Annotated in this window: 22 protein-coding genes; 13 read left to right on the top strand and 9 right to left on the bottom strand. The window is 68.7% G+C overall.

Translation table 11 applies throughout. From position 1 onward, the window contains the following. The first annotated feature begins 327 nt into the window (after window positions 1-327). Window positions 328-1,542, top strand: a complete 1,215-nt coding sequence (locus tag HWX09_RS05055) for an SDR family oxidoreductase (protein ID WP_027782887.1) — start codon at window positions 328-330, stop codon at window positions 1,540-1,542. Between the two features lie 58 nt (window positions 1,543-1,600). Here HWX09_RS05055 and hpaR read toward each other — a convergent pair whose 3' ends face one another. Continuing rightward, window positions 1,601-2,041 carry a homoprotocatechuate degradation operon regulator HpaR gene (hpaR, locus tag HWX09_RS05050; protein WP_027782888.1) on the bottom strand — a complete coding sequence of 147 codons (441 nt, stop codon included), beginning with the start codon at window positions 2,039-2,041 and terminating at the stop codon, window positions 1,601-1,603. Between the two features lie 152 nt (window positions 2,042-2,193). Here hpaR and HWX09_RS05045 point away from each other — a divergent pair, with 152 nt between their 5' ends. Genes HWX09_RS05045 through hpaI form a run of 7 tightly spaced genes read left to right on the top strand, consistent with a single transcriptional unit; the run spans window position 2,194 to window position 8,104 of the window. Next, window positions 2,194-2,883 carry a fumarylacetoacetate hydrolase family protein gene (locus HWX09_RS05045; protein ID WP_027782889.1) on the top strand — a complete coding sequence of 230 codons (690 nt, stop codon included), beginning with the start codon at window positions 2,194-2,196 and terminating at the stop codon, window positions 2,881-2,883. Next, window positions 2,880-3,644: a fumarylacetoacetate hydrolase family protein gene (locus HWX09_RS05040; RefSeq protein WP_027782890.1), complete on the top strand. Its 765-nt coding sequence runs from the start codon at window positions 2,880-2,882 to the stop codon at window positions 3,642-3,644. The genes HWX09_RS05045 and HWX09_RS05040 overlap by 4 nt, the downstream gene beginning before the upstream one ends. 22 nt (window positions 3,645-3,666) lie before the next feature. Next, on the top strand, window positions 3,667-5,130 hold the full coding sequence (gene hpaE, locus HWX09_RS05035; protein ID WP_027782891.1) for a 5-carboxymethyl-2-hydroxymuconate semialdehyde dehydrogenase: 1,464 nt from the start codon (window positions 3,667-3,669) through the stop codon (window positions 5,128-5,130). A gap of 49 nt (window positions 5,131-5,179) precedes the next feature. Then, the gene (gene hpaD, locus HWX09_RS05030) at window positions 5,180-6,028 is read left to right on the top strand and encodes a 3,4-dihydroxyphenylacetate 2,3-dioxygenase (protein WP_027782892.1); all 849 of its coding nucleotides are present in this window, start codon (window positions 5,180-5,182) and stop codon (window positions 6,026-6,028) included. A 44-nt stretch (window positions 6,029-6,072) separates the two neighbouring features. Beyond that, on the top strand, window positions 6,073-6,465 hold the full coding sequence (locus tag HWX09_RS05025) for a 5-carboxymethyl-2-hydroxymuconate Delta-isomerase (RefSeq protein ID WP_027782893.1): 393 nt from the start codon (window positions 6,073-6,075) through the stop codon (window positions 6,463-6,465). Window positions 6,466-6,485: 20 nt separating this feature from the next. Beyond that, on the top strand, window positions 6,486-7,289 hold the full coding sequence (hpaH, locus tag HWX09_RS05020; RefSeq protein ID WP_027782894.1) for a 2-oxo-hept-4-ene-1,7-dioate hydratase: 804 nt from the start codon (window positions 6,486-6,488) through the stop codon (window positions 7,287-7,289). 11 nt (window positions 7,290-7,300) lie between these two features. Continuing rightward, complete coding sequence (gene hpaI / locus HWX09_RS05015; protein WP_027782895.1) at window positions 7,301-8,104, top strand: 4-hydroxy-2-oxoheptanedioate aldolase; 804 nt, start codon at window positions 7,301-7,303, stop codon at window positions 8,102-8,104. 76 nt (window positions 8,105-8,180) lie between these two features. Here hpaI and HWX09_RS05010 read toward each other — a convergent pair whose 3' ends face one another. Next, complete coding sequence (locus tag HWX09_RS05010; RefSeq protein ID WP_027782896.1) at window positions 8,181-8,972, bottom strand: helix-turn-helix transcriptional regulator; 792 nt, start codon at window positions 8,970-8,972, stop codon at window positions 8,181-8,183. Between the two features lie 95 nt (window positions 8,973-9,067). Here HWX09_RS05010 and HWX09_RS05005 point away from each other — a divergent pair, with 95 nt between their 5' ends. Together HWX09_RS05005 and HWX09_RS05000 are read left to right on the top strand one after the other, a co-directional pair. After that, window positions 9,068-9,319: a hypothetical protein gene (locus HWX09_RS05005; RefSeq protein WP_027782897.1), complete on the top strand. Its 252-nt coding sequence runs from the start codon at window positions 9,068-9,070 to the stop codon at window positions 9,317-9,319. A gap of 31 nt (window positions 9,320-9,350) precedes the next feature. Further along, the gene (locus tag HWX09_RS05000; RefSeq protein ID WP_027782898.1) at window positions 9,351-10,313 is read left to right on the top strand and encodes a zinc-binding alcohol dehydrogenase family protein; all 963 of its coding nucleotides are present in this window, start codon (window positions 9,351-9,353) and stop codon (window positions 10,311-10,313) included. 143 nt (window positions 10,314-10,456) lie between these two features. On the opposite strand, the gene HWX09_RS04995 is transcribed toward HWX09_RS05000, so the two are convergent. The 5 genes from HWX09_RS04995 to HWX09_RS04975 all read right to left on the bottom strand — a co-directional run bounded on the left by HWX09_RS04995 (window position 10,457) and on the right by HWX09_RS04975 (window position 17,410). Beyond that, on the bottom strand, window positions 10,457-11,548 hold the full coding sequence (locus tag HWX09_RS04995; RefSeq protein ID WP_034185285.1) for a porin: 1,092 nt from the start codon (window positions 11,546-11,548) through the stop codon (window positions 10,457-10,459). Window positions 11,549-11,706: 158 nt separating this feature from the next. Continuing rightward, window positions 11,707-12,774 carry an ABC transporter ATP-binding protein gene (locus tag HWX09_RS04990; protein WP_027782900.1) on the bottom strand — a complete coding sequence of 356 codons (1,068 nt, stop codon included), beginning with the start codon at window positions 12,772-12,774 and terminating at the stop codon, window positions 11,707-11,709. After that, entirely contained in the window at window positions 12,767-14,539 is a 1,773-nt protein-coding gene (locus tag HWX09_RS04985; protein ID WP_027782901.1) for an iron ABC transporter permease, read from the bottom strand. Before HWX09_RS04985 ends, HWX09_RS04990 begins: the two co-directional genes overlap by 8 nt. 108 nt (window positions 14,540-14,647) lie before the next feature. Next, on the bottom strand, window positions 14,648-15,748 hold the full coding sequence (locus HWX09_RS04980) for an ABC transporter substrate-binding protein (protein WP_027782902.1): 1,101 nt from the start codon (window positions 15,746-15,748) through the stop codon (window positions 14,648-14,650). A gap of 183 nt (window positions 15,749-15,931) precedes the next feature. Beyond that, window positions 15,932-17,410: a PLP-dependent aminotransferase family protein gene (locus HWX09_RS04975; RefSeq protein WP_027782903.1), complete on the bottom strand. Its 1,479-nt coding sequence runs from the start codon at window positions 17,408-17,410 to the stop codon at window positions 15,932-15,934. A gap of 97 nt (window positions 17,411-17,507) precedes the next feature. Here HWX09_RS04975 and HWX09_RS04970 point away from each other — a divergent pair, with 97 nt between their 5' ends. The 3 genes from HWX09_RS04970 to HWX09_RS04960 all read left to right on the top strand — a co-directional run bounded on the left by HWX09_RS04970 (window position 17,508) and on the right by HWX09_RS04960 (window position 21,086). Beyond that, window positions 17,508-18,743 carry a multidrug effflux MFS transporter gene (locus HWX09_RS04970; protein ID WP_027782904.1) on the top strand — a complete coding sequence of 412 codons (1,236 nt, stop codon included), beginning with the start codon at window positions 17,508-17,510 and terminating at the stop codon, window positions 18,741-18,743. A 137-nt stretch (window positions 18,744-18,880) separates the two neighbouring features. Then, window positions 18,881-19,561 (top strand): response regulator, encoded by a 681-nt coding sequence (locus tag HWX09_RS04965; protein ID WP_027782905.1) that lies wholly within the window; start codon window positions 18,881-18,883, stop codon window positions 19,559-19,561. Window positions 19,562-19,658: 97 nt separating this feature from the next. Continuing rightward, on the top strand, window positions 19,659-21,086 hold the full coding sequence (locus HWX09_RS04960) for a sensor histidine kinase (RefSeq protein WP_027782906.1): 1,428 nt from the start codon (window positions 19,659-19,661) through the stop codon (window positions 21,084-21,086). Window positions 21,087-21,159: 73 nt separating this feature from the next. Here HWX09_RS04960 and HWX09_RS04955 read toward each other — a convergent pair whose 3' ends face one another. Both HWX09_RS04955 and HWX09_RS04950 read right to left on the bottom strand, forming a co-directional pair. Continuing rightward, the gene (locus tag HWX09_RS04955) at window positions 21,160-22,026 is read right to left on the bottom strand and encodes an MOSC N-terminal beta barrel domain-containing protein (RefSeq protein ID WP_027782907.1); all 867 of its coding nucleotides are present in this window, start codon (window positions 22,024-22,026) and stop codon (window positions 21,160-21,162) included. A gap of 87 nt (window positions 22,027-22,113) precedes the next feature. Continuing rightward, window positions 22,114-23,067, bottom strand: coding sequence for an ABC transporter substrate-binding protein (locus tag HWX09_RS04950; protein WP_027782908.1), 954 nt, complete (start codon window positions 23,065-23,067; stop codon window positions 22,114-22,116). Window positions 23,068-23,085: the final 18 nt, after the last annotated feature.

Genomic DNA, 23,085 nt, shown 5'->3' with positions numbered 1-23,085 from the left:
GGGCGAGGCATTTCTGCGTTTTGACGCAGCGGCCGACACGACACACTCCGACAATCGCGTACAAATCGGCACACTTTCACGAAACTTTCGGGACAGACTTGCATGCGGTCCGGCCCCACACTGGGACCTTCCCGATCCTGTGCCGCGGATGCCCGTCCGCGCCGGCTGCCGCTGGCTCGTGCCAGAGCGTGATCGACGCGATCGCAGGGCGCACGCCCGATCGGGAGCCGCCGGGGCGCGCGTCAGCCCCGGCCCGGCCAGTGAGCCGTGCGCCGCCCGCAACCGCGGGTGCCGCGCCGCCTGGCCGACTCTTCGAAGGAGACTATCGTGCTGATCTGGAAAACCGCGTTGTCGCTGAACTGGCGGACGAGCCTCGTGTCGCCGGCCAGCGCACCGGTCGCGGCGGCGAACGTCGGACGGCTGGTGCTGACCGGCGCGACCGGCTTCATCGGCAGTACCGTGCTGACCGCGCTCGTCAATGCAGGGTTGCTCGAACGCATCGTCTGCGTCGTGCGCGCGCAGGATCGCGGCCACGCGGTCGCGCGGCTGCGTGAAGCCGCGCTGCGCGCGGGGCTCGCGCCGTACTGGGCGTCGCGCCTGACCGACGCGAACGTGATCGTCGGCGCGCTCGGCGACGTGTGGCACGGCGCCGATGCGCCGCGCCTGGCCGGCGCGACCCACGTGATTCACTGCGCGGGCCATGCGTCGCCGGCCGACGGCGCGCACCTGCAGGCCGACATCGCCGATGCGGTGCGCTTCGCCGAACGCTTCGCGCGTGCGCCGCGCCTGCAGCGCTTCGTCTACGTCGGCACGGCCTACGCGCATGCCGGCCGTGGCGGGATCGTGCAGGAAGAGGCGGGACGCGACGCGGGGAACGATGTCGCGCCGGGCGACGAAGGTCTACCGGGCGCGGTGCTCGCGGCCGATTACCTGCACGCGAAGGCGGAGACGGAACAGCGCCTGCGCGCGCTCGGGCTGCCGCTCGTCGTCGTGCGGCCGTCGCACGTGGTCGGCCACACGGTGCTCGGTACGCGGCCCGCGCCGAATTCGTTCTGGATGTTCCGGCTTGCGCATGCGGCGCGCCGCTTCACCGCGCGGCCGATGACGCGCATCGACATCGTGTCGGTGGACGACGTGGCGCGCGCGACGATGCTGCTGGCCGTCAAGCCGACGCTCGCGCACGACGTCTATCACGTGTCGGCCGGCGACGAGGCGCCGCAAGTCGCGCAGATCGTGCGCGCGATGGACGAGGCGGCGGGGATGACCGGGGCGCCGCGCTACGCGGCATGCGCGCCGGCCGAACTGCCGCTCGTCGTGCGCGACGTGCTCGGGCGCCCCGACCCGGCACTCGAGCGCGTGATCGGGCGGGCGTTGCAGCGCTGCGGGGAATTCGCGACGGTCGATCGCGTGTTCGACAACCGCCGCGTGCGCGACGAAATCGATTTCGAGCCGTTGCCGTTCATCGATTACGTCGAGGAGTGCATGCGCACGTCGCGCGGGGTGGCCGTGACCGAACTGATGCGCGGCGCGATCCACCACTGACCGCCACTGACGCCCGCGTCGCACCGACGCCCGTTCCCGCACGTGGCGGGCGCCGTCCTTACGCGTGGCTGCCGAGCTCGATGAGCCGGTCGAGCGCGCGGTAGATGTCCTCGAGGCCGTCCTGGCCGAATCGCGATTCGAGCTGACGATATTGCTCGTCGATGCGCGGACCGATTTCCGTCACCAGTTTCCTGCTTTGCGGCGTCAGGCTGACCAGCAGCCGGCGCTGATCCTCCTGCGCGCGCATGCGCGTGATCAGGCCGTCGCGCTCCATCCGTTCCAGCACGCCGGTCAGGCTCGGGCTCAGGATGCAGCAGCGTTTCGCGATCTGCCCGGCTTCGAGCGCCTGCGCCGGTTCGCCGTCGAGCACGCGGATGATCCGCCATTGCTGTTCGGTCAGCGAGAATTCCTTGAGAATGGGGCGAAACAGGCCCATCAGCGTTTCGCGGGCCTCGAGCAGCAGCATGGCCAGGTTGCGATGGTCGAGCGTACGGTTCATCAGGGTGAGCAGAGGACGGGGACGCATCAATCTTAACAGCCGAAGCTGATGAATTTCGTGTATCAGGGTAATCGAGGTTGCCAGCGCCCGATTGTTTACTTAAGATGTTAAGTATTGACGATGAGCCGCGACGCGCGGCAGGGGAATGACGCATGGAGCTGTCTTGCACGACCGCCGCGGCGCCGCCGTTGCCGGTCGCCATCGGTACCGTCTACGGCGCGCTGCTCAACGAGCGCGCGGCCCTCGCCGCGCTCGGCGATGCCGTGAACGCGCCGCCTTACGGCCGCCCGCCGCAGGCGCCGATCCTCTACATCAAATCCGCCAACACGCATGCGGCCGACGGCGCCGCCGTCGCCGTGCCGGCCGGCGTCGACGCGCTGGAGATCGGCGCGTCGGTGGCCGTCGTGTTCGCCCGGCGCGCGACGCGCGTGGCGGCCGCGCAGGCGCTCGACTACGTGCACGGCTTCACGCTCGCGAGCGACGTGTCGGTGCCGCATCCCGATTACTACCGTCCGGCCGTGCGTTTCAAGTGCCGTGACGGCTTTTGCCCGCTCGGCCCGGCGATCGTGCCGGCCGCCGCGCTCACCGATGTCGACGCGATCGGCCTGACGGTGCGGATCGACGGCGAGGTGGCCGCGTCCGCATCGACCGCGACGCTGATTCGCCCGGTGCGCGAGCTGATCGCCGACGTGACGGCCTTCATGTCGTTCGACGCGGGCGACGTGCTGCTGCTCGGCGTCGCGGGCGGCGCACCGCGTGCCCGCGCGGGCAGCACGATCGAGATCGCCGCGGCCGGCATCGGCACGTTGCGGCATACGCTGATCGCGGAGGAAGCACGATGAAGACGGCGCGCGTGATCTACAACGGGGCATTGCATGCAGCCGAACCGGCCGGCGACGGCGCGATCCGCCTCGATACGGGGCGCGTGGTGGCCGAGGACGCGGTGGCGTGGCTGCCGCCCGTCGCGCCGCGCACGACGTTCGCGCTCGGCCTGAACTACGCCGACCATGCGAAGGAACTCGCGTTCAACGCGCCGAGCGAACCGCTGATCTTCCTGAAGGGGCCGAACACGTTCGTCGGCCACCGGTCGCGCACGGTGCGCCCGGCGGACGCCACGCACATGCACTACGAGTGCGAGCTGGCCGTCGTGATCGGCCGGCCCGCGCGCCATGTGAGCCGCGCGCAGGCCGTCGACCACGTGGCCGGCTATACGGTCGCGAACGACTACGCGATCCGCGACTATCTCGAGAACTACTACCGCCCGAACCTGCGCGTGAAGAACCGCGACACCTGCACGCCGCTCGGGCCGTGGTTCGTCAGCCGCGACGAGATCGGCGACGCGGGCGACCTGACGCTGCGCACGACGGTGAACGGCCGGGAGACGCAGCGCGGCAGCACGCGCGACATGGTCTTCGACGTGCCCGCGCTGATCGAGCACATCAGCAGCTTCATGACGCTCTCGCCGGGCGACCTGATCCTGACCGGCACGCCCGAGGGGCTGGCGGACACGAAGCCGGGCGACGAGGTCGTGACCGAAATCGAAGGGATCGGCCGGCTCGTGAACACGATCGTCGGCGAAGCAGACTACTATCGCGCCGGCTGAGGCCGTCGCCCAAGGAGAGCACATGACCATCAAGCACTGGATCGACGGCCGCGAAGTGGAGAGCCGCGAAACCTTCACGACGCTGAACCCGGCGACGGGCGACGTCATCACCGAGGTCGCGTCGGGCGGCGAGGCCGAGGTCGACGCGGCCGTGCGCGCGGCGAAGGAAGCATTTCCGAAATGGGCGAACACGCCGGCGAAGGAGCGCGCGAAGCTGATGCGCAAGCTCGGCGAGCTGATCGAGCGGAACGTGCCGATGCTCGCGGCGCTGGAAACGCAGGATACCGGCCTGCCGATCGCGCAGACGAGCAAGCAGCTGATTCCGCGCGCGTCCGAGAACTTCAACTTCTTCGCGGAAGTATGCGTGCAGATGAACGGCCGCACTTATCCGGTCGACGACCAGATGCTGAACTACACGCTGTACCAGCCGGTCGGCGTGTGTGCACTGGTGTCGCCGTGGAACGTGCCGTTCATGACGGCCACGTGGAAGACGGCGCCGTGTCTCGCGCTCGGCAACACGGCCGTGCTGAAGATGTCGGAGCTGTCGCCGCTCACGGCCGACCAGCTCGGCCGGCTCGCGCTCGAAGCCGGCATTCCGCCCGGCGTGCTGAACGTCGTGCAGGGTTACGGCGCGACGGCCGGCGATGCGCTCGTGCGGCATCCGGACGTGCGCGCGGTGTCGTTCACGGGCGGCACGGTCACGGGCAAGCGGATCATGGAACGCGCGGGCCTGAAGAAGTACTCGATGGAGCTCGGCGGCAAGTCGCCGGTGCTGATCTTCGACGACGCGGATTTCGACCGTGCGCTCGACGCATCGTTGTTCACGATCTTCTCGATCAACGGCGAACGCTGCACCGCGGGCTCGCGGATCTTCGTGCAGCGCACGATCTACGACCGCTTCGTGCAGGAATTCGCGCGCCGCGCGAACAACCTGGTGGTCGGCGATCCGGCCGATCCGGGCACGAATCTCGGCGCGATGATCACGCGCCAGCACTGGGAGAAGGTGACGGGCTATATCCGCCTCGGCGAGCAGGAAGGCGCGCGCGTGGTCGCGGGCGGTGCGGACAAGCCGGCAGGGTTGCCCGACCATCTGCGCCGCGGCAACTTCGTGCGGCCGACCGTATTCGCCGACGTCGACAACCGGATGCGCATCGCGCAGGAAGAGATCTTCGGGCCGGTCGCGTGCATCATCCCGTTCGAGGACGAGGAAGAAGGGCTGCGGCTCGCGAACGACACGGCGTACGGCCTCGCGTCGTACATCTGGACGCAGGACGTCGGCAAGGTGCATCGGCTCGCGCGCGGCATCGAGGCCGGGATGGTGTTCGTGAACAGCCAGAACGTGCGCGACCTGCGCCAGCCGTTCGGCGGCGTGAAGGAATCGGGCACCGGGCGCGAGGGCGGCGAGTACAGTTTCGAGGTGTTCGCGGAGATCAAGAACGTGTGCATCTCGATGGGTTCGCATCACATTCCTCGCTGGGGCGTGTAACGGGAGCGGGTCGTGTCGCCGCAAGAACGAACGATTGGGAGACTTAACGATGGGCAAACTGTCCCTCGCCGCGAAGATCACGCACGTGCCGTCGATGTACCTGTCGGAACTGCCCGGCCGGCATCACGGCTGCCGTGAGGCGGCGATCCGCGGCCACCGGCTGATCGGCGAGCGCTGCCGCGCGCTCGGCGTCGACACGATCGTCGTGTCGGACGTGCACTGGCTCGTCAACGCGGGCTATCACGTGAACTGCAATGCGCGGTTCGCCGGCACCTATACGAGCAACGAGCTGCCGCATTTCATCCGCGACATGCAGTACGCGTATCCGGGCAACCCGGCGCTCGGCCGGCTGATCGCGGAAACGGCTACCGAGCGCGGCATCGCGACGCGTGCGCACGAGATCGACAGCCTCGAACTCGAATACGGCACGCTCGTGCCGATGCGCTACATGAACGGCGACCAGCACTTCAAGGTCGTGTCGATCGCCGGCTGGTGCATGTGGCATACGCTCGACGAAAGCCGGCGCTTCGGCGAGGCGCTGCTCGAAGCGATCGAGAAGAGCGATTCGAACGTCGCGTTCCTCGCGAGCGGCTCGCTGTCGCACCGCTTCAACGACAACGGCAGCCCCGAGGAATCGATCCACGAGATCAGCCGCGAATTCTTCCGGCAGGTCGACCTGCGCGTGGTCGAACTGTGGAAACAGGGCGATTTCAAGACCTTCTGCGCGATGCTGCCGGAGTACAACGTGCATTGCCACGGCGAAGGCGGCATGCACGACACGGCGATGCTGCTCGGGCTGCTCGGCTGGGATCGTTACGACCGGCCCGTCGAGATCGTCACCGACTATTTCGCGAGTTCGGGCACCGGGCAGATCAACGCGATCTTCCCGCTGCCCTGAACGAGGCCGCCCGCCACGCATTCGAATCCGACCGGAGACTTGCCATGCCCCACATCGTCGTCGAATACACCGCGAACATCCGCGACGACGCCCGCATTCCCGTGCTGCTGCGCACGATCAACGCGACGCTGATCGCACAGGGCGGCGTGTTCCCGACCGGCGGCATCCGTTCGCGCGCGCTCGAGCTGCACGACTACTGCGTCGCCGACGGTACGGAGGACGACGCGTTCGTCCACGTGACGCTGAAGATCGGCTCGGGCCGCACCGACGCGCAGAAAAAAGCCGCGTGCGACGCGCTGTTCGATGCGATCAAGGTGCATTTCGCCGAGTTGTACGCGAAACGCTACCTAGCGTTGTCGATGGAACTGACCGAGTTCAGCGAAAGCGGCTCGTACAAGCACAACAACATTCACGCCCGCTACAAGCGGGCCGGCTGAACTCCATTCCCGATCCGACCATGCTCGAACCCGCCATCATCGACCAGCTCGCGCACCGTCTGCACGACGCCGAACGCGCGCGCACGCAGATCCGCCAGATCTCGCTCGACCATCCCGACATCACGATCGACGACGCGTATGCGATCCAGCGCGCGTGGGTGACCCTCAAGCTCGCGGAAGGCCGCACGCTGAAGGGGCACAAGATCGGCCTCACGTCGAAGGCGATGCAGAACACGTCGCAGATCGACGAACCCGACTACGGCGCGCTGCTCGACGACATGTTCTTCGAAGACGGCGGCACGATCCCGACCGGCCGCTTCATCGTGCCGCGCGTCGAGGTCGAGCTCGCGTTCGTGCTCGGCAAGCGGCTCACCGGCCCGAACTGCACGATCTTCGACGTGTACGACGCGGTCGATTACGTCGTGCCGGCGCTCGAGATCATCGACGCGCGCAGCCAGTCGATCGACCCCGAGACGAAACGGCCGCGCAAGGTGTTCGACACGATCGCCGACAACGCGGCGAACGCGGGCGTCGTGATCGGCGGCCGGCCGGTGCGCCCGCGGGACGTCGATTTGCGCTGGGTAGCGGCGATCATGTCGCGCAACGGCGTGGTCGAGGAAACCGGTGTCGCGGCCGGCGTGCTGAACCATCCGGCGAACGGCGTCGCATGGCTCGCGAACCGGCTGTCGCGCTTCGACGTCGCGCTCGAACCGGGGCAGGTCGTGCTCGGCGGGTCGTTTACGCGGCCCTGCGCGGCGCGTTCGGGCGATACGTTCAGCGTCGACTACGGCCCGCTCGGGACGATCCAGTGCTACTTCGAGTGAGGTGAGGAACGATGCGGATTTCGTCGAATGTCTTCAAGGCCGCGCTCGCACGCGGCGACGCGCAGGTCGGCCTGTGGCTCGGCCTCGCGAATCCGTACAGCGCCGAAGTGGTCGCGGGCGCCGGTTTCGACTGGCTGCTGATCGACGGCGAGCATGCGCCGAACACGGTGCCGACGATCCTCACGCAACTGCAGGCGATCGCGCCGTATCCGTCGCATCCGGTCGTGCGCGTGCCGTGGAACGATCCGGTGATCGTCAAGCAGGTGCTCGATCTCGGCGCGCAGACGCTGCTGGTGCCGATGGTGCAGAGCGCGGACGAAGCGCGTGCGGCGGTGGCCGCGACGCGTTACCCGCCGCATGGAATGCGCGGCGTCGGCAGCGCGCTGGCGCGCGCGTCGCGGTGGAATCGCGTCGGCGAGTACCTGCATCGCGCGAACGACGAGATGGCCGTGCTCGTGCAGGTCGAGACGCGCGCGGGGCTCGACGCGATCGATGCGATCGCGCGGGTCGACGGCGTGGACGGCGTATTCATCGGGCCGGCCGATCTGGCCGCCGATCTCGGTCATCTCGGCCATCCCGGGCATCCGGACGTGCAGGGCGCGATCGACGGTGCGATCCGCGCGATCAAGGCGGCCGGCAAGGCGCCGGGCATCCTGAGCGCGGATGAAGCGGCCGCGCGGCGCTATCTGGAAGCGGGGGCGTTGTTCGTCGCGGTCGGCGTCGATACGACGCTGCTGGCACGGAGCGCGGAGCGGCTCGCCGCGCAGTTCAAGGGGAACGGCGGCGACGCGAAGAAGGGCGACGGCACGTATTGACGCAGCGGCTGCGCGGTTTTCGTGTGCCGAACGCTGGCCGTTCGCCGTTCGGCTTCATGCACGCGCATGGCCGCACCTATCCGTCCGCGCGCCGTCCTGATTCCATATACCGTCCCGGCGTCGTCCCCAGCGCGCGCCGGAACATGTCGATGAACGCGCTCACGTTGTCGTACCCGAGATCGAGCGCGATCGTCGTCACCGGCACGCCGTCGGCGATGCGCTCCAGCGCCCGCAGCAGCCTGGCCTGCTGACGCCACTGCGCGAACGTCAGCCCCGTCTCGGCGACGAAGCGGCGGCTCATCGTCCGTGCGCCGATGCCGGCCCATTCGGCCCATTCCTCCAGCCGCCGGTCGTTCGCGAGATCCGCGGCCAGCGCATCGGTGATCCTCACGAGCCGCGGGTCCCGCGGCCGGACCAGCCCCAGCGCCTCGGCTTCCGATGCCGCGATTTCATCGAGGATCACGTTGGCGATCCTCGTCTGCGCGGCATTCAGTTCGGAATCGCCCCAGCTCGCCGCACGCTGCACGGCTTCGCGCAGCAGCGGCGTCGTGCGGATCGCGCGCGGCGTCGCCGGCAGCGCCGCGCAGCGGGCTTCGGCGATGAACGCCGACCAGCCGGAAATCGGCCCGAACGAGCGCAGCGAATGCCGGCAATGCGGCGGAATCCAGATCGCATGAATCGCCGGCACGACCCACTCCTGATCGTCGAGGCCGATCGTCACGAGCCCGCTCAGCGCGCCCACGAGCTGGCCGCGCGCATGCGAATGCGGCGCGGTGATGCGCGGGTCGCGTTGCGACAGGACGGCGGCGGCCACGAACGGGCCGTCGTCGGACGTGACGAAGCGGGCGGGCAGAAGCGGATCGGACATGGCCGGATATCGGTATCGAATGGCCGTTATACCGGAGATCGGCCGAATTGGCACGCCTACACTGCGTTCATCGATGACAACCGGAGCAAGACGCGATGCGAGCCGAACAGATGCTTCCCGACCATGCCGACCACGTCGATGCCGGCGGAACGACGATTCGCAAGGGGACCGTTGGCGCGTTTCTGGTCAACGCACGGGTGTTGACCGATCCGGACGCCGCACCGGCCGAGAGGGCGCGTGCGGAGGCCGACGCGCTCGACGCGCTGCCTGCACTGCGTGCGCTCGGCCTGTTCGACGTGCTGGAAGTACGCGATCCCGCTCTGCGCGCGTGGCTCGATGCCCGGTAAAGACCCATTTTCCAGGATTGAAGGAACCACCATGAAAGCAGCAGTCGTGACGGGCGTCGGCGAGCGTCCCGTTCATATGGAATTCGACGCGCCGCACGCGATGCCGGGCCACCGCCTGATCGACGTGACGGCGTCGGCGCTGAGCCGCCTCGCGCAGGGGCGCGCGGCCGGCACGCATTATTCGTCGGACCGACGCTATCCGTTCGTCGTCGGTGTCGACGGCGTGGGGCGTCTCGACGACGGTCGGCGCGTCTACTTCCTCGGTGCGCCGGTGCCGTTCGGCGCGATGGCCGAACGCACGATCGTGCCCGATACGCAGTGCGTGCCGCTGCCGGACGCGCTCGACGATGTCACGGCCGCGGCGATCGCGATTCCGGGGATGTCGTCGTGGGCGGCGCTGACCGAACGCGCGCGGTTCGTCGCGGGCGAGACGGTGCTCGTCAATGGCGCAACGGGCACGTCGGGGCGGCTCGCGGTGCGGATCGCGAAGCATCTCGGCGCGGCGAAGGTCGTCGCGACCGGCCGCAACGCGGCCGCGTTGCAGGCGTTGCTGAATGCCGGCGCGGACGCCGTGGTGTCGCTGCAGCAGGACGACGCGCATCTGGCGCGGGCGCTCGAACCGCATTTCCGCGCGGGCGTGGATGTCGTGCTCGATTATCTGTGGGGCGCCACCGCGCAGGCGCTGCTGGGCGCGGCCGCGAAGGCGACACCCGATGGCCGTCGGCTGCGTTTCGTGCAGATCGGCTCGATCGGCGGCGCGGACGTGCTGCTGCCGGGCGCCGTGCTGCGGGCAACCGCGATCGAACTGATGGGCAGCGGGATCGGCAGCGTGTCGCTGCCGCGCTTGCTGGCGTCGGTGCGCGGCGTATTCGAAGCGGCTGGGCCGGCGGGCCTCGCGATCGACACGCGCACGGTGCCGCTGGCGGACGTCGGCGAACACTGGGGCGATACGAGCAGCCTCGTGCGTCCGGTGTTCACGATGCGGGGCGAGTAAGCGGCGCATCGCCACGCGGCGGCCCGGATGCGGTGTGGGCGTCTGGTTGCGCGGCAGCAGCGGACCGTTCGCCGTGATGCCGCCGCGCGCGGTGTGAAAGCAGGCAGGCGGCCGACCGCCCGCCGACGTCGGCCGCGTCGGCTTCAGAACCGCTGCTGAATCCCCGCCGTGACCCCGACCTGAGTGGTGCCGTACCCGTTGAAATCGCGCGACACGCCCACTTTCTGATCGTGCTTCGCGATCGCGAACGCCCCGGCCGCATACAGCACCGTGCGCTTCGACAGCGCGTACTGCGCGCGCACCGACACCAGCGTCGGATCGGCATCCGTGCCGCCCTTGATGTTCTGGTGATAGACGGCCGCGATCAGCGAGAACGTCGGCGTGAACTGGTACGACCCACCGAGCCAATACATGTCGCTCAACTGGTTCGCGGCCGTGGTGTGATACGTGCGTCGATAATTGCGATAGCCGGCCATCGTTTTCAGGTTGCCGAAGTCGTAGCTCAGGCCCGCATGGATACCCTGAACGTAGTTGACGGTATCGGCTGGCGTGACGCTGTCGGCCGCGCCGTTCTGCCGGTCGAACGTGACGACCGCCGCGAACGGGCCGGTCTCGTAACCGACCGCGAAATCGTATTTGGAGCTGGTCTTCATGCTGCCCGGCACGTTGCCGAAGCCGTACAGCGCGCCGAACTTGAAGCCGCTGAATTCGCCGTCGTAGCGCACCGCGTTCGACGAGCGCGTGAACAGGCCGTCCTTGCGGCCGCCGGTCGCCATCGACGAGGTCGCCCACGAGTAGTTCTGCGCGTAACCCATCGGGTCGAACGGCAGCATGTAGTCGTACGTGACGGTGAAGTTGCGGCCGAGCGACAGTTCGCCCCATTTGCCTTTCAGGCCGACCGTCGCGCGGCGCGCGAAGATCGAGTCGGGGCCGTCGTCGGACGCGCCGTTCGCAAGATCGATGCCGCTTTCGAGGCGGAACACCGCCTTCAACCCGCCGCCAAGATCCTCGACGCCGCGCAAGCCCCAGCGCGACGTGTTCTTGTTGCCCGACTTCAGCTTGAACGAATTGCCGCCATCCGGCGCCGCATGGTTCGCGTATTCGATGCCGGCGTCCATGATCCCGTATATCGTGACCGAGGACTGCGCGTGCGCGGCCGGCGCGACGATGCAGGCTGCCGCGGCCGAACCGGTGAGGACTACTGTTCGAATCGAACGTTCTGCGCGTGACTTCATTTGACGGTGTCTCCTTGGTTTGTTGTGGGGTGGGTGAAACGGAAAACGGGTACTCGGCGCGCCATCGGCGCACGCCGTGAAGCGTGCGCCGATGCGCGGCGCGAAACGGATGCGCGCTTGACTGCATGCGCGGCGGCACGCGGGCCGCCGCGATCGGGTCAGCCCGCTTTCGCGAACGCCCAGCAGTCGTTGGTCGGGAATTCGATCCAGTGCTTGCCGGCTGCTCGCGGTACATGGCCGAACGCACGCAGGCGCATGTCGCCGCAATGAAACAGGTATTCCCAGCGGTCGCCGAGATACATCGACGTGACGAGGTCGGCCTGCAGCCGGTTCGCCCCCGGGCCGTCGGCGACCTGGACGCGTTCGAGGCGAATCACGGCCTGTGCGTCCTGACCCGGCGCGAGCGTGTCGCGGGCGACGGCGCGCAGCTCCCAGCCGTCGCCGGCGAGCGTCACGCATTCGCCGTCGATCGCGGCGACGCGCGCGTCGATCCGGTTGTTGCTGCCCATGAATTCGGCGGTGTACAGCGAGCGCGGTGCGCCGTACAGCTCGGCCGGCGTACCTTCCTGCTCGATGCGGCCGTTGCGCAGCAGCAGGATGCGGTCGGACATCGCCATCGCTTCGGTCTGGTCGTGCGTCACGCACAGGGCCGACAGCCCGAGCGACACGATCAGCTCGCGCAGCCACGCACGCGCTTCCTCGCGCAGCTTCGCGTCGAGGTTCGACAGCGGCTCGTCGAGCAGGATCACCGGCGGGTTGTAGACGAGCGCGCGGGCGATCGCGACACGCTGCTGCTGGCCGCCCGACAGTTGATGCGGAAAGCGTTCCGCGAGATGGCCGAGGCCGAGCTGGTCGAGCGCGCTCTGTACGCGGCGCTTCTGTTCGGCAGGCGCCACACGGCGCAGCTTGAGGCCGTACCCGACGTTGTCGGCGACGGTGCGGTGCGGCCACAGCGCGTACGACTGGAACACGAGGCCGAGCGAGCGTTGTTCGACCGGCAGGTCGACGCGTTGCGCGCCGTCGAAGAACACGCGGTCGTCGAGCTGGATGCGGCCGTCGGACGGCTGTTCGAGGCCGGCCACCGCGCGCAGCAGCGTGGTCTTGCCGCTGCCCGACGCACCGAGCAGGCACACGACTTCGCCGGCCTTCAGTTCGAACGACACGCCCTTGAGAATCGGGTTGGCGCCGTAGCTGAGGTGCAGATCGTCGACGATGAGCTTATCCATGAAGTTTCACTCCGAAGCGCAGGGCCACGCCGAGACCGGCGCCGACCATCGCGATGTTGATGACAGAGAGCGCGGCGACCTGGTCGACGGCGCCGGTCGCCCACAGCGACACGAGCAGCGCGCCGATCACTTCGGTGCCGGGCGACAGCAGGTAGACGGCGGTCGAGTATTCGCGCTCGAAGATCATGAAGATCAGCAGCCAGGCGGCGAGCAGCCCGAAGCGCACGAGCGGTAGCGTCACGTCGAGCGACACGCGGCTGCGCGTCGCGCCGACGCTGCGGCCGGCTTCCTCGAGCTCGGGGCCCACCTGCAGCAGCGCGCTCTGGATGAGCCGCATCCCGTACGCGAGCCACACGACCGTGTACGCGATCCAGATGCTCCACATCGAGTTCTTCAGCTCGCGCAGGCCGGGCACGAACAGGAAGATCCACAGGAACGCGAGGCCGGCGAGCAGGCCGGGCACCGCGCGCGGCAGCAGCACGAGATAGTCGAGCAGCCTGGTCGCCCAGTCGGGGCGGCGGTGGCCGGCGAACGCGACGAGCGAGTAGAAGCCGATCGCGAGCGCGCCGCCGATCACGCCGATGCCGAGCGTGTTGACGATGGCGCGCACCAGGTTGTCCTGCTCGAACAGCTCGATGAAATTCGACAGCGTCAGCACTTCGGCGAGCGACACGCCTTCGCCCCAGTTGGTCACGAACGCCCGCAGCACGATGCCCGAGATCGGCACGATCACGGTCAGCATCAGCCACAGCGCGACGATCGCGAGCGCGATCCAGCGCCACACGCCGAGCGGCAGCACCGTCGCGCGGCCGGCCTTGCCCTTCACGGTGACGAAGCGGCTCGCCGTCTTCAGCAGGCGCCGCTGCAGCAGCACGAGCGGGAACGTGATCGCGACGATGCACACGGCGACCGCGGCCATCAGGTGATACGACGGCACGCCGAGCTTGTTGGTCAGCTTGTACAGGTAGGTCGCGAGCACGAGGTGGCCTTCCGGATCGCCGAGCACGAGCGGCAGCCCGAACACCTCGAAGCCGAGGAAGAACACCAGCACGCCGGCGAACAGCAGCGCGGGCATCGTCATCGGCAGGCTCACGTCGAGCGCGACGCGGAACGGCCGGGCGCCCGTCACGCGCGCGGCTTCCTCGACGTCCGAGCCGAGGTTGCGCAGCGCGGCCGACGAATACAGGTACACGTGCGGCACGTGCGTGAGGCCGACGATCACCGTGATCGCGAAGATCGAATACACGTTCCAGGGCACGTTCTGCACACCGAACAGTTCCTTGAACCACACCGAGTAGAAGCCGACCGGGCCGGCCGCGACCACGTAGCCGAACGCGAGCACCATCGGCGACACGAACACCGGCGTGAGCAGCAGCGGTTCGAGCCAGCGGCGGCCGGGCAGGTCGGTGCGCACCATCAGGAACGCGAGGATGCCGCCGAGCGGGATCGAGATGAACAGCATCCCGCCGGCGATGATGAACGAGTTCTTCACGGCCGACCAGAAGTCGGGATCGCTGAAGACGAAACGGAAGCCTTCGATGCCGAGCGTTTTGTTCGCATCGAAGAACGGCGCGGACAGTAGGCTCTGGAACAGGATGAAGCCGAGCGGCAGCGCGACCGCGATGGTCAGTACCGCGACGACGATCCAGCGCAGCATGCCGGCGAGCGGCTGCAGGCCGCTGACCGGCAGCGCGGGAATCGCGTCGCGCGGGCCGCTAGGGGGCGCAACGGCCGGTGCCGTGTCCCGTGTGCTGGTTGAAAGCATGAGTTCACCCCTGCGGCCATCCGGATGGCCGCCTCAAGGAAGTCGGTAAGGGGAAGGGGCCGCCCGCGCGACGTGCGGCGGGCGGCCCGAGGTCAGCAGCTCAGCGGCTCAGCGCTTGATCGCCTGCTGCCATTGCTTCAGGAACGCGAGGCGCTTCGACTGGTCGAGATAGACGAGCAGGCCGGTGCCGATCTGGATCGGCTTCAGCGAATCGCCGAGTTCCTTCGTGAGGCTCGCGGCCGACGTTTCGCCGGTCACGTCCGCGCGGATCGCGTACAGGTTCGCCTGGTTCGCGATCAGCGTCTGGCCGCGCTTGGACAGCAGGTAGTCGACCCACAGCTTCGCGGCGTTCGGGTTCTTCGCCTTCTTCGACACGGTGGCGAGGCGGCTCACGACCTGCGTGTAGTCCTTAGGAAACACATAGCCGATCGACTTGTCCTTCTTCGCCTTGGCATACGCGTACGAACCGATGATGTTGTAGCCGATCAGGTTCTCGCCCGACGAGATGCGCTCCATCATCGCGCCCGTGCTCGACTGCAGCTTCGGGCCGGTCGCGCCGATCGCCTTCACGAGTTCCCACGTGACCTTCTCGTTCACGTGTGCGTCCTGGGTCAGGTAGTTGAAGCCGACGCCCGATTTCTCGATGTCGTAGGTCGTGACCTTGCCCTTGAACTTGTCGGCTTGCGTGGTGAGGAGCTTGATCAGGTCGGCGCGCGTCGTCGGCACTTCGTTCTCGGGGATCAGGCGCTTGTTGTAGACGATCGCGAGCGGCTCGAACGTCGTGCCGTACGCCTGCTTCTGGTATTGCGCCCATTGCGGCACGTTCGGGCTTTCCGGCGAATCGTAGGACGCCATCAGGCCGTCGTTGACGAGCTTGACCTGCAGGTCCATCGCCGAGCTCCACAGCACGTCGGCGCTGGTGCTGCTCGCCGCGTTCTCGCTGATGTAGCGGTTGTACAGCTCGGTGCTGTTCATGTCGTTGTACTCGACCTTCACGCCGTACAGGCTTTCGAAGTCCTTGATCAGCGGACGCACGAGGCCCGTGTCGGTCGTCGAGTAGACGATCAGCTTGCCTTCCTTCTTCGCGGCGTCGATCACGCCCTGGTAGTTCCCCGGGTAGCCGGCCGGAACCTGCGCGACGGCGCTGCCGGCGGCAGTGCCCAGAACGATCGCCAGCGCGGCGGCGAGGTGCTTCGGTGCAAACGGCATGTCTTCCTCCAGTGATGCGTCGATGTTGTTCGAGTGACGCGGATGTTAATTGCGGGGCACTTTCAGCCCGCTTTCATTTCCGTTCGCAATCACGCCGTTCATGTCATGGATTTCCCGAGGTCGAAGCGGCGGCGGCCGCGGGTTCGCGGCGCGCGGCAACGCTTGAAAGGAGGAGCGTGCAGGCTACGCGGGCGTGGCCAGCAGTTGTCCGAGGAGGCGGCCGCCGTGCCGCGCATGCGCGGCCGTCAGTGCGGCATACCCGACGACGACGCCCGCCTCGCACCGGGCGCTTCGACAGAAGCCGCGGATCGGCTGCAACTCGACGCCGGCCGCGCGGGCTTGCGCGACACAGGCTGCCTCTTCCATGCCGGGCGGCAGCCACAGCACGAAATGAAAGCCTGCGTGCTCGCCGGACACCGTGTAGCGGCCGCCGGCATGCTTCGCCAACTGGTCGAGCACGATGTCGCGCCGCTGGCGGTACGCGTGGCGGGCGGCGCGCAGGTGCTTCGCGAAATCGCCGTGACCGATGAAACGGGCCAGCGCGAGTTGCGGCGCGACGCCGACCGCGCGCGCGGTCGCATGCCACACGGCGGACAGCGCCGGTCGCAGTTCCGCCGGCACGACCATGAAGCCGATGCGCAACCCGGAAAACAGCGTCTTGTTGAACGACCCGCAGTAGATCACGCGGTCGCACGCGTCGAGCGCTTTCAGCGCGGGGAGCGGGGCGGTCTGGTAGCTGAATTCGCCGTCGTAGTCGTCCTCGATGATCCACGTGCGGTTGCGTTGCGCCCAGTCGAGCAGTTCGAGCCGGCGCGATACCGACATCGTGACGCCGAGCGGCGCCTGATGGGCGGGCGTCACGTACGCGGCGCGCGCATCGGGATAGCGATCCAGCGATGCGGTGTCGATGCCTTCCCGATCGACCGGCACGTCGATCACGGTCGCGCCCGCGATCGTGAAGATCCGCCACGCCGACGCATAGCCGGGATCCTCCATCAGCACCGTCGCGCCGGGCGCGAGCAATGTGCGTGCGACGAGGTCGATCGCGTTGCGGATGCCGGTCGTGATGACGATGTCGCCCGCCTCGCACGGGATGCCGCGGTATTCCCGCAGGTACGCGGCGATTTCGACGCGCAGGCTTTCGACGCCCTGTGCCGGCGTCGCGCCGAGATCGTCCGCGGTCGCGGCAAGCAGGCTGGCGCCGAGCGCCTTCTTCCATTGCTGCATCGGCAGCAGGCCGGGATCGGCGAGCCGCGCGACGAACGGGACGCCCGGACGCACGCCGTACTCGGGCTCGGCTGGGGCGGTCGGCGCGGCGAGCGAGACGGCACGACGCGGGCTGCCGTCGCGCGACTGCGCGGCCGCGCGCAGATAGCTGTCCGGCACGACCGCGCACACGCGCGTCCCGGAGCCTTGCGTGCGGGCGATGTAGCCCTCGGCGCACAGGATGTCGTACGCCGCTTCGACGGTGCCGCGCGCGACATCCCAGCGCGCGGCCAGCGTCCGGCTCGATGGCAGCGGGCTGTCGCCGGGCAGCAGGCGCTGGAGGATCGCGTCGCGAATCGTGTCGGCGATGCATTCCTGCTTCGACTGCGGGCTGCCGCCCGACAACCCCGCAGGGCATGGCAGATCCAGCGGAATCGCGGCTTTGCCTCGCGGCATAGTGGTCCAGTCAATGGTCGATTTAATGGCCCTTCAGCTTATATCACTTTCGCCTTAGATTGCTGTCGACCCCACCCATCCGAAACGGACTTACCGCATGAAGACGCGTTCATTGCCCCGATGGGGCTGGCTGTTCCTGTTGATGCTCGTCGTGTGCCTGCCGCGCGTCACGATCGATGCGTACCTGCCGTCGCTGCCCGCGATGGCGGACGCACTGCACGGCACCGACGCGCAGTTGCAGCTCACGCTGACGCTCTACATGGTCGGCTACGCGTTGTCGATGCTGGTGTCGGGGCCGCTGTCCGACCGCTGCGGCCGGCGTCCGGTGCTGCTCGGCGGCCTGTGCCTGTACGTCGTCGCGAGCGTCGCCTGCGCATGGTCGACCAGCATCCCGGCGCTGATTGCCGCACGCGTATTCCAGGCGCTGGGCGGCTGCAGCGGCACCGTGATCGGCCGCGTGATCGTGCGCGAGCGCTTTCCGGCCGCGACGCAGGCCACGATGCTCGGCCATATTTCGGCCGGCATGGCGCTGTCGCCGGTGGTCGCGCCGCTGGCCGGCAGCGCGATTGCCGAGTGGCTCGGCTGGCGCGGCGTGTTCGGCTGGCTGGCGGCAGGCGGGCTGGTCGCGACCGCGATGGTGCTGCGCTATCTGCCCGAGACCCGCCTGCGCGAGGCGCGGCCGCCAGCCGCTGCGGGGCTGCTGCGGACCTACGCCGGCCTGCTGCGCGAGCGGCGGTTCCTGCGCTATTCGCTCGCCATCAGCTTTGCTTACTGCACGTACTACCCGTTCATCGCGGAATCGTCGACGCTGTTCCAGCGGCAAATCGGCGTGTCCGGGCCGGTCTACGCGGCGATCTTCGGCGTGACCGTGCTCGGCTACCTGATCGGGTCGAGTGCGTTCGCGCGGACCAGCGCCCGCTGGACGGCCGATTCGGTCATCGCGGCGGCGGCGGCCGTCAATCTGGTCGGCGCCGCCGGGCTGTGGATCGGCGGCGCGATCGCCCCGACTTCGGTGACGGCGCTCGTCGCGCCGATGTTCGTCGTGATGATCGCCGTCGGGATCGCGATTCCGGCCTGCCAGTTCGCGGTGATGCAGCCGTACGCGAAGATCGCCGGCACGGCGTCGGGGCTGTTCTTCTTTATCCAGATGGCGATCACGGCCGTGTGCGGCGGCGTGCTGGCGTGGCTGTCGGACGGCACCGCGCACCCGATGATCGTCGTCACGGTCGGCGCGAGCGTCGCGTTCGTCGCGGTGGTGGCCGGTTTTCGCGAGCGAGGCGTGAGCGGTCATGCGCGCATCGTGGCGCGCAACCGGCCCGCCGCCGAGCGCTGAGTGCTGAGTGCTGACCGGGGGCACCGGCGCCGCGCGGCGGCTTCGCGGCGCCCGCGCAACCCCGTGTTTGCGCGAGGCGTGGAGGCGGAAAGGATCATGTAATGTAGCGGGCTGTCGCTGACCTTACCGGAATCCCCATGCGTGTGCTGCTCGTCGAAGACAACCCGAACCTGGCCCAGTCGCTGAACGACGCGCTGAGCGCCGCGCGCTTCGCGGTCGATCACATGGCCGACGGCGAGGCGGCGGACCACGTGCTGCGCACGCAGGATTACGCGCTGGTGATCCTCGATCTCGGGCTGCCGAAGCTCGACGGGCTGGAGGTGCTCCGGCGGCTGCGTGCGCGCCGCAATCCGGTGCCGGTGCTGATCCTCACCGCGCACGGGTCGGTCGAGGATCGCGTGAAGGGGCTCGATCTCGGCGCCGACGACTATCTCGCGAAGCCGTTCGAGTTGACCGAACTGGAGGCGCGCGCCCGTGCGCTGATCCGGCGCAGCCTCGGTCACGAGCATTCGCGCGTCGAATGCGGGCCGCTTTCGTACGACAGTATCGACCGCGGCTTTCATCTCGCGGGCGAGCCGCTGTCGCTCACGCCGCGCGAGCGCTCGGTGCTCGAGGTGCTGATCCTGCGCAACGGCCGCGCGATCAACAAGGACACGCTGTCGGAGAAGATCTTCGGGCTCGACGAATCGGTCAACGCGGACGCGATCGAGATCTACGTGTACCGGCTGCGCAAGAAGCTGGAGAACACGGGCGTCGCGATCGTCACGCTGCGCGGGCTCGGCTATCTGCTCGAAGCGAAGGCGGAGAGAACCGAATGAAGTGCCCCCATGCTCACGTGCTCTGCATGGGATCGCGCGCAGCGATGATCCGCGAATGCCCCGTCACGCCCCTCGGGGCGGCCCGGCGGGAGGCACGATGACCCGCCCGAACCTGCGCGCGCAGGTCGCGCTGTGGCTGCTGCTGCCGCTGCTCGGCCTGCTCGCGCTCGATTCGTGGCTCACGTACCAGCGCGCGATGAGCGCCGCGCACGTCGCGTTCGACCGCACGCTGTCGTCGTCGCTGAAGTCGATCCGCGAAGGCGTGCGGCTCAACGACGGCGAGATCGAGGTCGACCTGCCGTATCTCGCGCTCGAGATGCTCGAATCGAGCGACGGCGGCAAGATCTACTACCTGATCCGGGAGGACAACGGCCGCACGGTCACCGGCTACCCGGACCTGCCGCTGCCGCAGGGGCGCGACGCGGGCGACGGCGCGCTGTTCGTCACGCGCTACTACGACGTCGTGTATCGCGGTGAGCAGCTGCGGATGGCCGCGCTGCGCATCCCGGTGCACGACGTGCCGACCGCGCAGTCGCGCATCGTGTGGGTGATGGTCGGCGAGACGATCGAGGCGCGTCAGGCGCTCGCGCGCGAGATCCTGGTTGGGTCGCTGCTGCAGGAGGGGCTGCTCGTCGTGCTCGCGCTCGGCATCGTGTGGCTCGGCGTCGGGCGCGGGCTGCGGCCGCTGAACCGGCTGTCGGCGACGGTTGCCGCGCGCAGCGAGGACGACACGACGCCGCTCGACACGGGCGCGATGCCGAGCGAACTCGCGCCGCTCGTCGATTCGATCAACCAGTACATCGGCCGCACGCAGCGGATGCAGGTGGCGCGGCGCCGCTTCTTCGCCGATGCGGCCCATCAACTGAAGACGCCGCTCGCGGCCGTGCAGGCCGGCGTCGAGCTCGCGTTGCGGCCCGACGAACAGCCGCGCGCGAACGGGCACCTGCGCCGCGCGAACGGCGCGGTGCGGCAGGCCGCGAAAATCGTCCAGCAGCTGCTGTCGCTGTCGCGGCTCGATTCGGACAGCGGTCATGCGGTCGCGCACAAGCCGGTCCCGCTGCACCGGCTCGCACGCAGCGTGACGCTCGACTGGTCGCCGGTCGCACGCGCGCGCGACATCGATCTCGGCTTCGAACACGAGGCCGACGTCGACGTGCTCGGGCAACCCGACTTGCTCGGCGAGATGATCGGCAACCTGATCGACAACGCGATTCGTTATGCGGGCGACCGTGCAGTGATCACGGTGCGCGTCTCGCGCGACGGCGACAGCGACGAGGCGCGGCTCGACGTGATCGACAACGGGCCGGGCATTCCGGCCGACGAACGCGACGCGGTGTTCGAGCGCTTCCATCGCGGCAGCAAGACGCAGACGGTCGAAGGGACGGGGCTCGGGCTGTCGATCGTGCGGGAAATCGCGCGCGTGCATCAGGGCAGCGTGATGCTTGCCGATGCGGGCGGCGGCGGGCTGATCGTGACGATCCGGCTGCCGGCGGCGATGCGCGATGTGATGCCGCGCGCCGCGTGACGATACGATGCGCGAAGGGAACGGGCCAGCGCAAGCCCGTTATCAGCGTGAACGGGCCCCTGGACTATCCGGCTCAGTCGCCGAAGCCGATCTCCGCTTCGACCGGCTGGCCGACTTCGAGCCACGCGCCCGCGCCTTCGACGACGATCGCATTGATGCCGAACGTCAGCGCACCGTCGTAGTTCGGGTTCGCGCGATAGGTCTGCATCGTGTCGGTCGGCTCGTGCGGCCAGGCCGGATCGGGCGCGCCGGTGGCCTGGTCGATCGTCGGCATCGGGCAGCGCGTGCACAGCTTCACGAGCCGCAGCCGCACCGGCGTGTCGCCGTCGGTGTCGAGGTGCTCGACGAAATCTTCTTCGTACGCATCGAGATCCGACACGACGAGGTTCGGCCGGAAGCGGTTCATCGGGATCGCCGGCGCGCCTTTGGCGGCAAGCCGCGCGTTCAGGTCGTCGAGCGACGACTGGCCGATCACGAGCAGCGGATAGGCGTCCGAGAATTGCGTATGCCTATCGATTTCGCCGGTCCACTTGCGGTCGCAGTCGCGTCGGGCGTCGGCGGCGAAGCGCGCGAGCTTGGTCGGCACGCCGAGGAATTCGGTGAGCCATGCGGCCGTTTCGGCGCCCGTGTCGATCGCATCGACGGTGTCGCGCCACACGGTCGCGGCCATCTTCGGCGTGGCGGGCGTCGCGTCGCCATCGAGCGGCGTACGGAGTGCCGGCATGCCCGGCGCATTCAGCACGAGCGCATCGTCGTGGAGCGTCGGGCGGATCAGCGCGAGGCGCGGGTGCGTGCGCTGCGTGAGCATCTGCCCGTGCGGATCGGTGATCAGCCAGTGACGGTCGTAAGCGAGGCCCGTTTCGAGCAGTTGCGCGCGCGTCAGCGCGATGCCGGCGCAGGATTTGATCGGATAGACGAAGAGTTCGGTGATGGCTGGCATGACGCTGGCTGAAGGCGGGATGGTCGAATCGCGATTGTGCCAGATCGTGCCGAAGCCGTTTGACGGCCGCGCGCCGCCATGCGCCCGTCAGGCGAGCGGGAAGCCCGCGTCGAAGGTCGTGCGCACGTCGAGCGGCCGGCGCAGCAGCCCGGCCTTCAGATAGAAGTCGGCCGTACGCTGCTGCTCGGCAATCACCGCCGCGTCGATCGGCAGCCAGCGCGTGCCGCGGCGCTCGAACTGCAGCTTCGCGGCGGCCGGCGGAATGCCGATGATGCGCGCGAGCGCCGCCGAATACGCGTCGACGTGCCGGTACGACCAGGCCTGCGCGCGCACGACGCGCCGCAGGAAATCGTGCAGCACGTCGCGCTTCGATGCGATCGCCGCGTCGGTCGCCGCGAGATAGCTGAGGCCCGACCACAGCCCGCGGCCGTTGACCAGCACGCGCGCGCGGCCGCTCGTTTCGGCGAGCGCGGTATAGGGCTCCCAGGTCGCCCACGCGTCGATCGAACCGGTTGCGAGCGCAAGCATCGTGTCGGCCGGCGGCAGGAAGCGGAACGACACGGCATCGGGCGGCAGGCCGGCCGCGTCGAGCGCCTTCAGCGTGACGAAATGGCCGATCGAGCCGCGCGTGGTGCCGATGCGCTTGCCCTTCAGGTCGGCCGCGCCTTTCAGCGCGGCGTCGGGTTGCACGAGCACGGCCGTGCCGTACGGATCGGAACGGTTCGCGCCGATCACCTTGATGCGGGCACCGGATGCCAGCGCGAAGATCGCCGGCGCGTCGCCGATCGGCCCGCAGTCGACGGCGGCCGCATTCAGCGCTTCGGCGAGCGGCGCGGCCGCCGGGAATTCGGTCCACGCGATGTCGTACGCGAGGCCGTTCAATTCGCCGGCCGCTTCGAGCAGCGCGCGCAGGCCGCCTTTCTGGTCGCCGGCGCGCAGCAGCGGGCGGCCGCCCGATTGCGCGCGCAGGGCGGCCGGCGCGGCGGCGATCGTGGCAAGGGCGCTCGCCTGGGCGAGGAAGTGGCGTCGGGTCGGATTCATCGTGAAGTTCCGTCGAAG

The sequence above is a fragment of the Burkholderia sp. BCC1208 genome, from assembly GCF_902833095.1.
GTDB lineage: Bacteria > Pseudomonadota > Gammaproteobacteria > Burkholderiales > Burkholderiaceae > Burkholderia.
The sequence above is the reverse complement of the archived record's forward strand: the minus strand, read 5'-3'. Positions and strand labels throughout refer to the sequence as shown.

What these genes read in the sequence shown, in the direction of transcription:
- hpaR (WP_027782888.1), bottom strand. Translation starts at nt 2,041, where the DNA reads ATGAACCGTACGCTCGACCATCGCAACCTGGCCATGCTGCTGCTCGAG.
- HWX09_RS05045 (WP_027782889.1), top strand. Translation starts at nt 2,194, where the DNA reads ATGGAGCTGTCTTGCACGACCGCCGCGGCGCCGCCGTTGCCGGTCGCC.
- HWX09_RS05040 (WP_027782890.1), top strand. Translation starts at nt 2,880, where the DNA reads ATGAAGACGGCGCGCGTGATCTACAACGGGGCATTGCATGCAGCCGAA.
- hpaE (WP_027782891.1), top strand. Translation starts at nt 3,667, where the DNA reads ATGACCATCAAGCACTGGATCGACGGCCGCGAAGTGGAGAGCCGCGAA.
- hpaD (WP_027782892.1), top strand. Translation starts at nt 5,180, where the DNA reads ATGGGCAAACTGTCCCTCGCCGCGAAGATCACGCACGTGCCGTCGATG.
- HWX09_RS05025 (WP_027782893.1), top strand. Translation starts at nt 6,073, where the DNA reads ATGCCCCACATCGTCGTCGAATACACCGCGAACATCCGCGACGACGCC.
- hpaH (WP_027782894.1), top strand. Translation starts at nt 6,486, where the DNA reads ATGCTCGAACCCGCCATCATCGACCAGCTCGCGCACCGTCTGCACGAC.
- hpaI (WP_027782895.1), top strand. Translation starts at nt 7,301, where the DNA reads ATGCGGATTTCGTCGAATGTCTTCAAGGCCGCGCTCGCACGCGGCGAC.
- HWX09_RS05010 (WP_027782896.1), bottom strand. Translation starts at nt 8,972, where the DNA reads ATGTCCGATCCGCTTCTGCCCGCCCGCTTCGTCACGTCCGACGACGGC.
- HWX09_RS05005 (WP_027782897.1), top strand. Translation starts at nt 9,068, where the DNA reads ATGCGAGCCGAACAGATGCTTCCCGACCATGCCGACCACGTCGATGCC.
- HWX09_RS05000 (WP_027782898.1), top strand. Translation starts at nt 9,351, where the DNA reads ATGAAAGCAGCAGTCGTGACGGGCGTCGGCGAGCGTCCCGTTCATATG.
- HWX09_RS04995 (WP_034185285.1), bottom strand. Translation starts at nt 11,548, where the DNA reads ATGAAGTCACGCGCAGAACGTTCGATTCGAACAGTAGTCCTCACCGGT.
- HWX09_RS04990 (WP_027782900.1), bottom strand. Translation starts at nt 12,774, where the DNA reads ATGGATAAGCTCATCGTCGACGATCTGCACCTCAGCTACGGCGCCAAC.
- HWX09_RS04985 (WP_027782901.1), bottom strand. Translation starts at nt 14,539, where the DNA reads ATGCTTTCAACCAGCACACGGGACACGGCACCGGCCGTTGCGCCCCCT.
- HWX09_RS04980 (WP_027782902.1), bottom strand. Translation starts at nt 15,748, where the DNA reads ATGCCGTTTGCACCGAAGCACCTCGCCGCCGCGCTGGCGATCGTTCTG.
- HWX09_RS04975 (WP_027782903.1), bottom strand. Translation starts at nt 17,410, where the DNA reads ATGCCGCGAGGCAAAGCCGCGATTCCGCTGGATCTGCCATGCCCTGCG.
- HWX09_RS04970 (WP_027782904.1), top strand. Translation starts at nt 17,508, where the DNA reads ATGAAGACGCGTTCATTGCCCCGATGGGGCTGGCTGTTCCTGTTGATG.
- HWX09_RS04965 (WP_027782905.1), top strand. Translation starts at nt 18,881, where the DNA reads ATGCGTGTGCTGCTCGTCGAAGACAACCCGAACCTGGCCCAGTCGCTG.
- HWX09_RS04960 (WP_027782906.1), top strand. Translation starts at nt 19,659, where the DNA reads ATGACCCGCCCGAACCTGCGCGCGCAGGTCGCGCTGTGGCTGCTGCTG.
- HWX09_RS04955 (WP_027782907.1), bottom strand. Translation starts at nt 22,026, where the DNA reads ATGCCAGCCATCACCGAACTCTTCGTCTATCCGATCAAATCCTGCGCC.
- HWX09_RS04950 (WP_027782908.1), bottom strand. Translation starts at nt 23,067, where the DNA reads ATGAATCCGACCCGACGCCACTTCCTCGCCCAGGCGAGCGCCCTTGCC.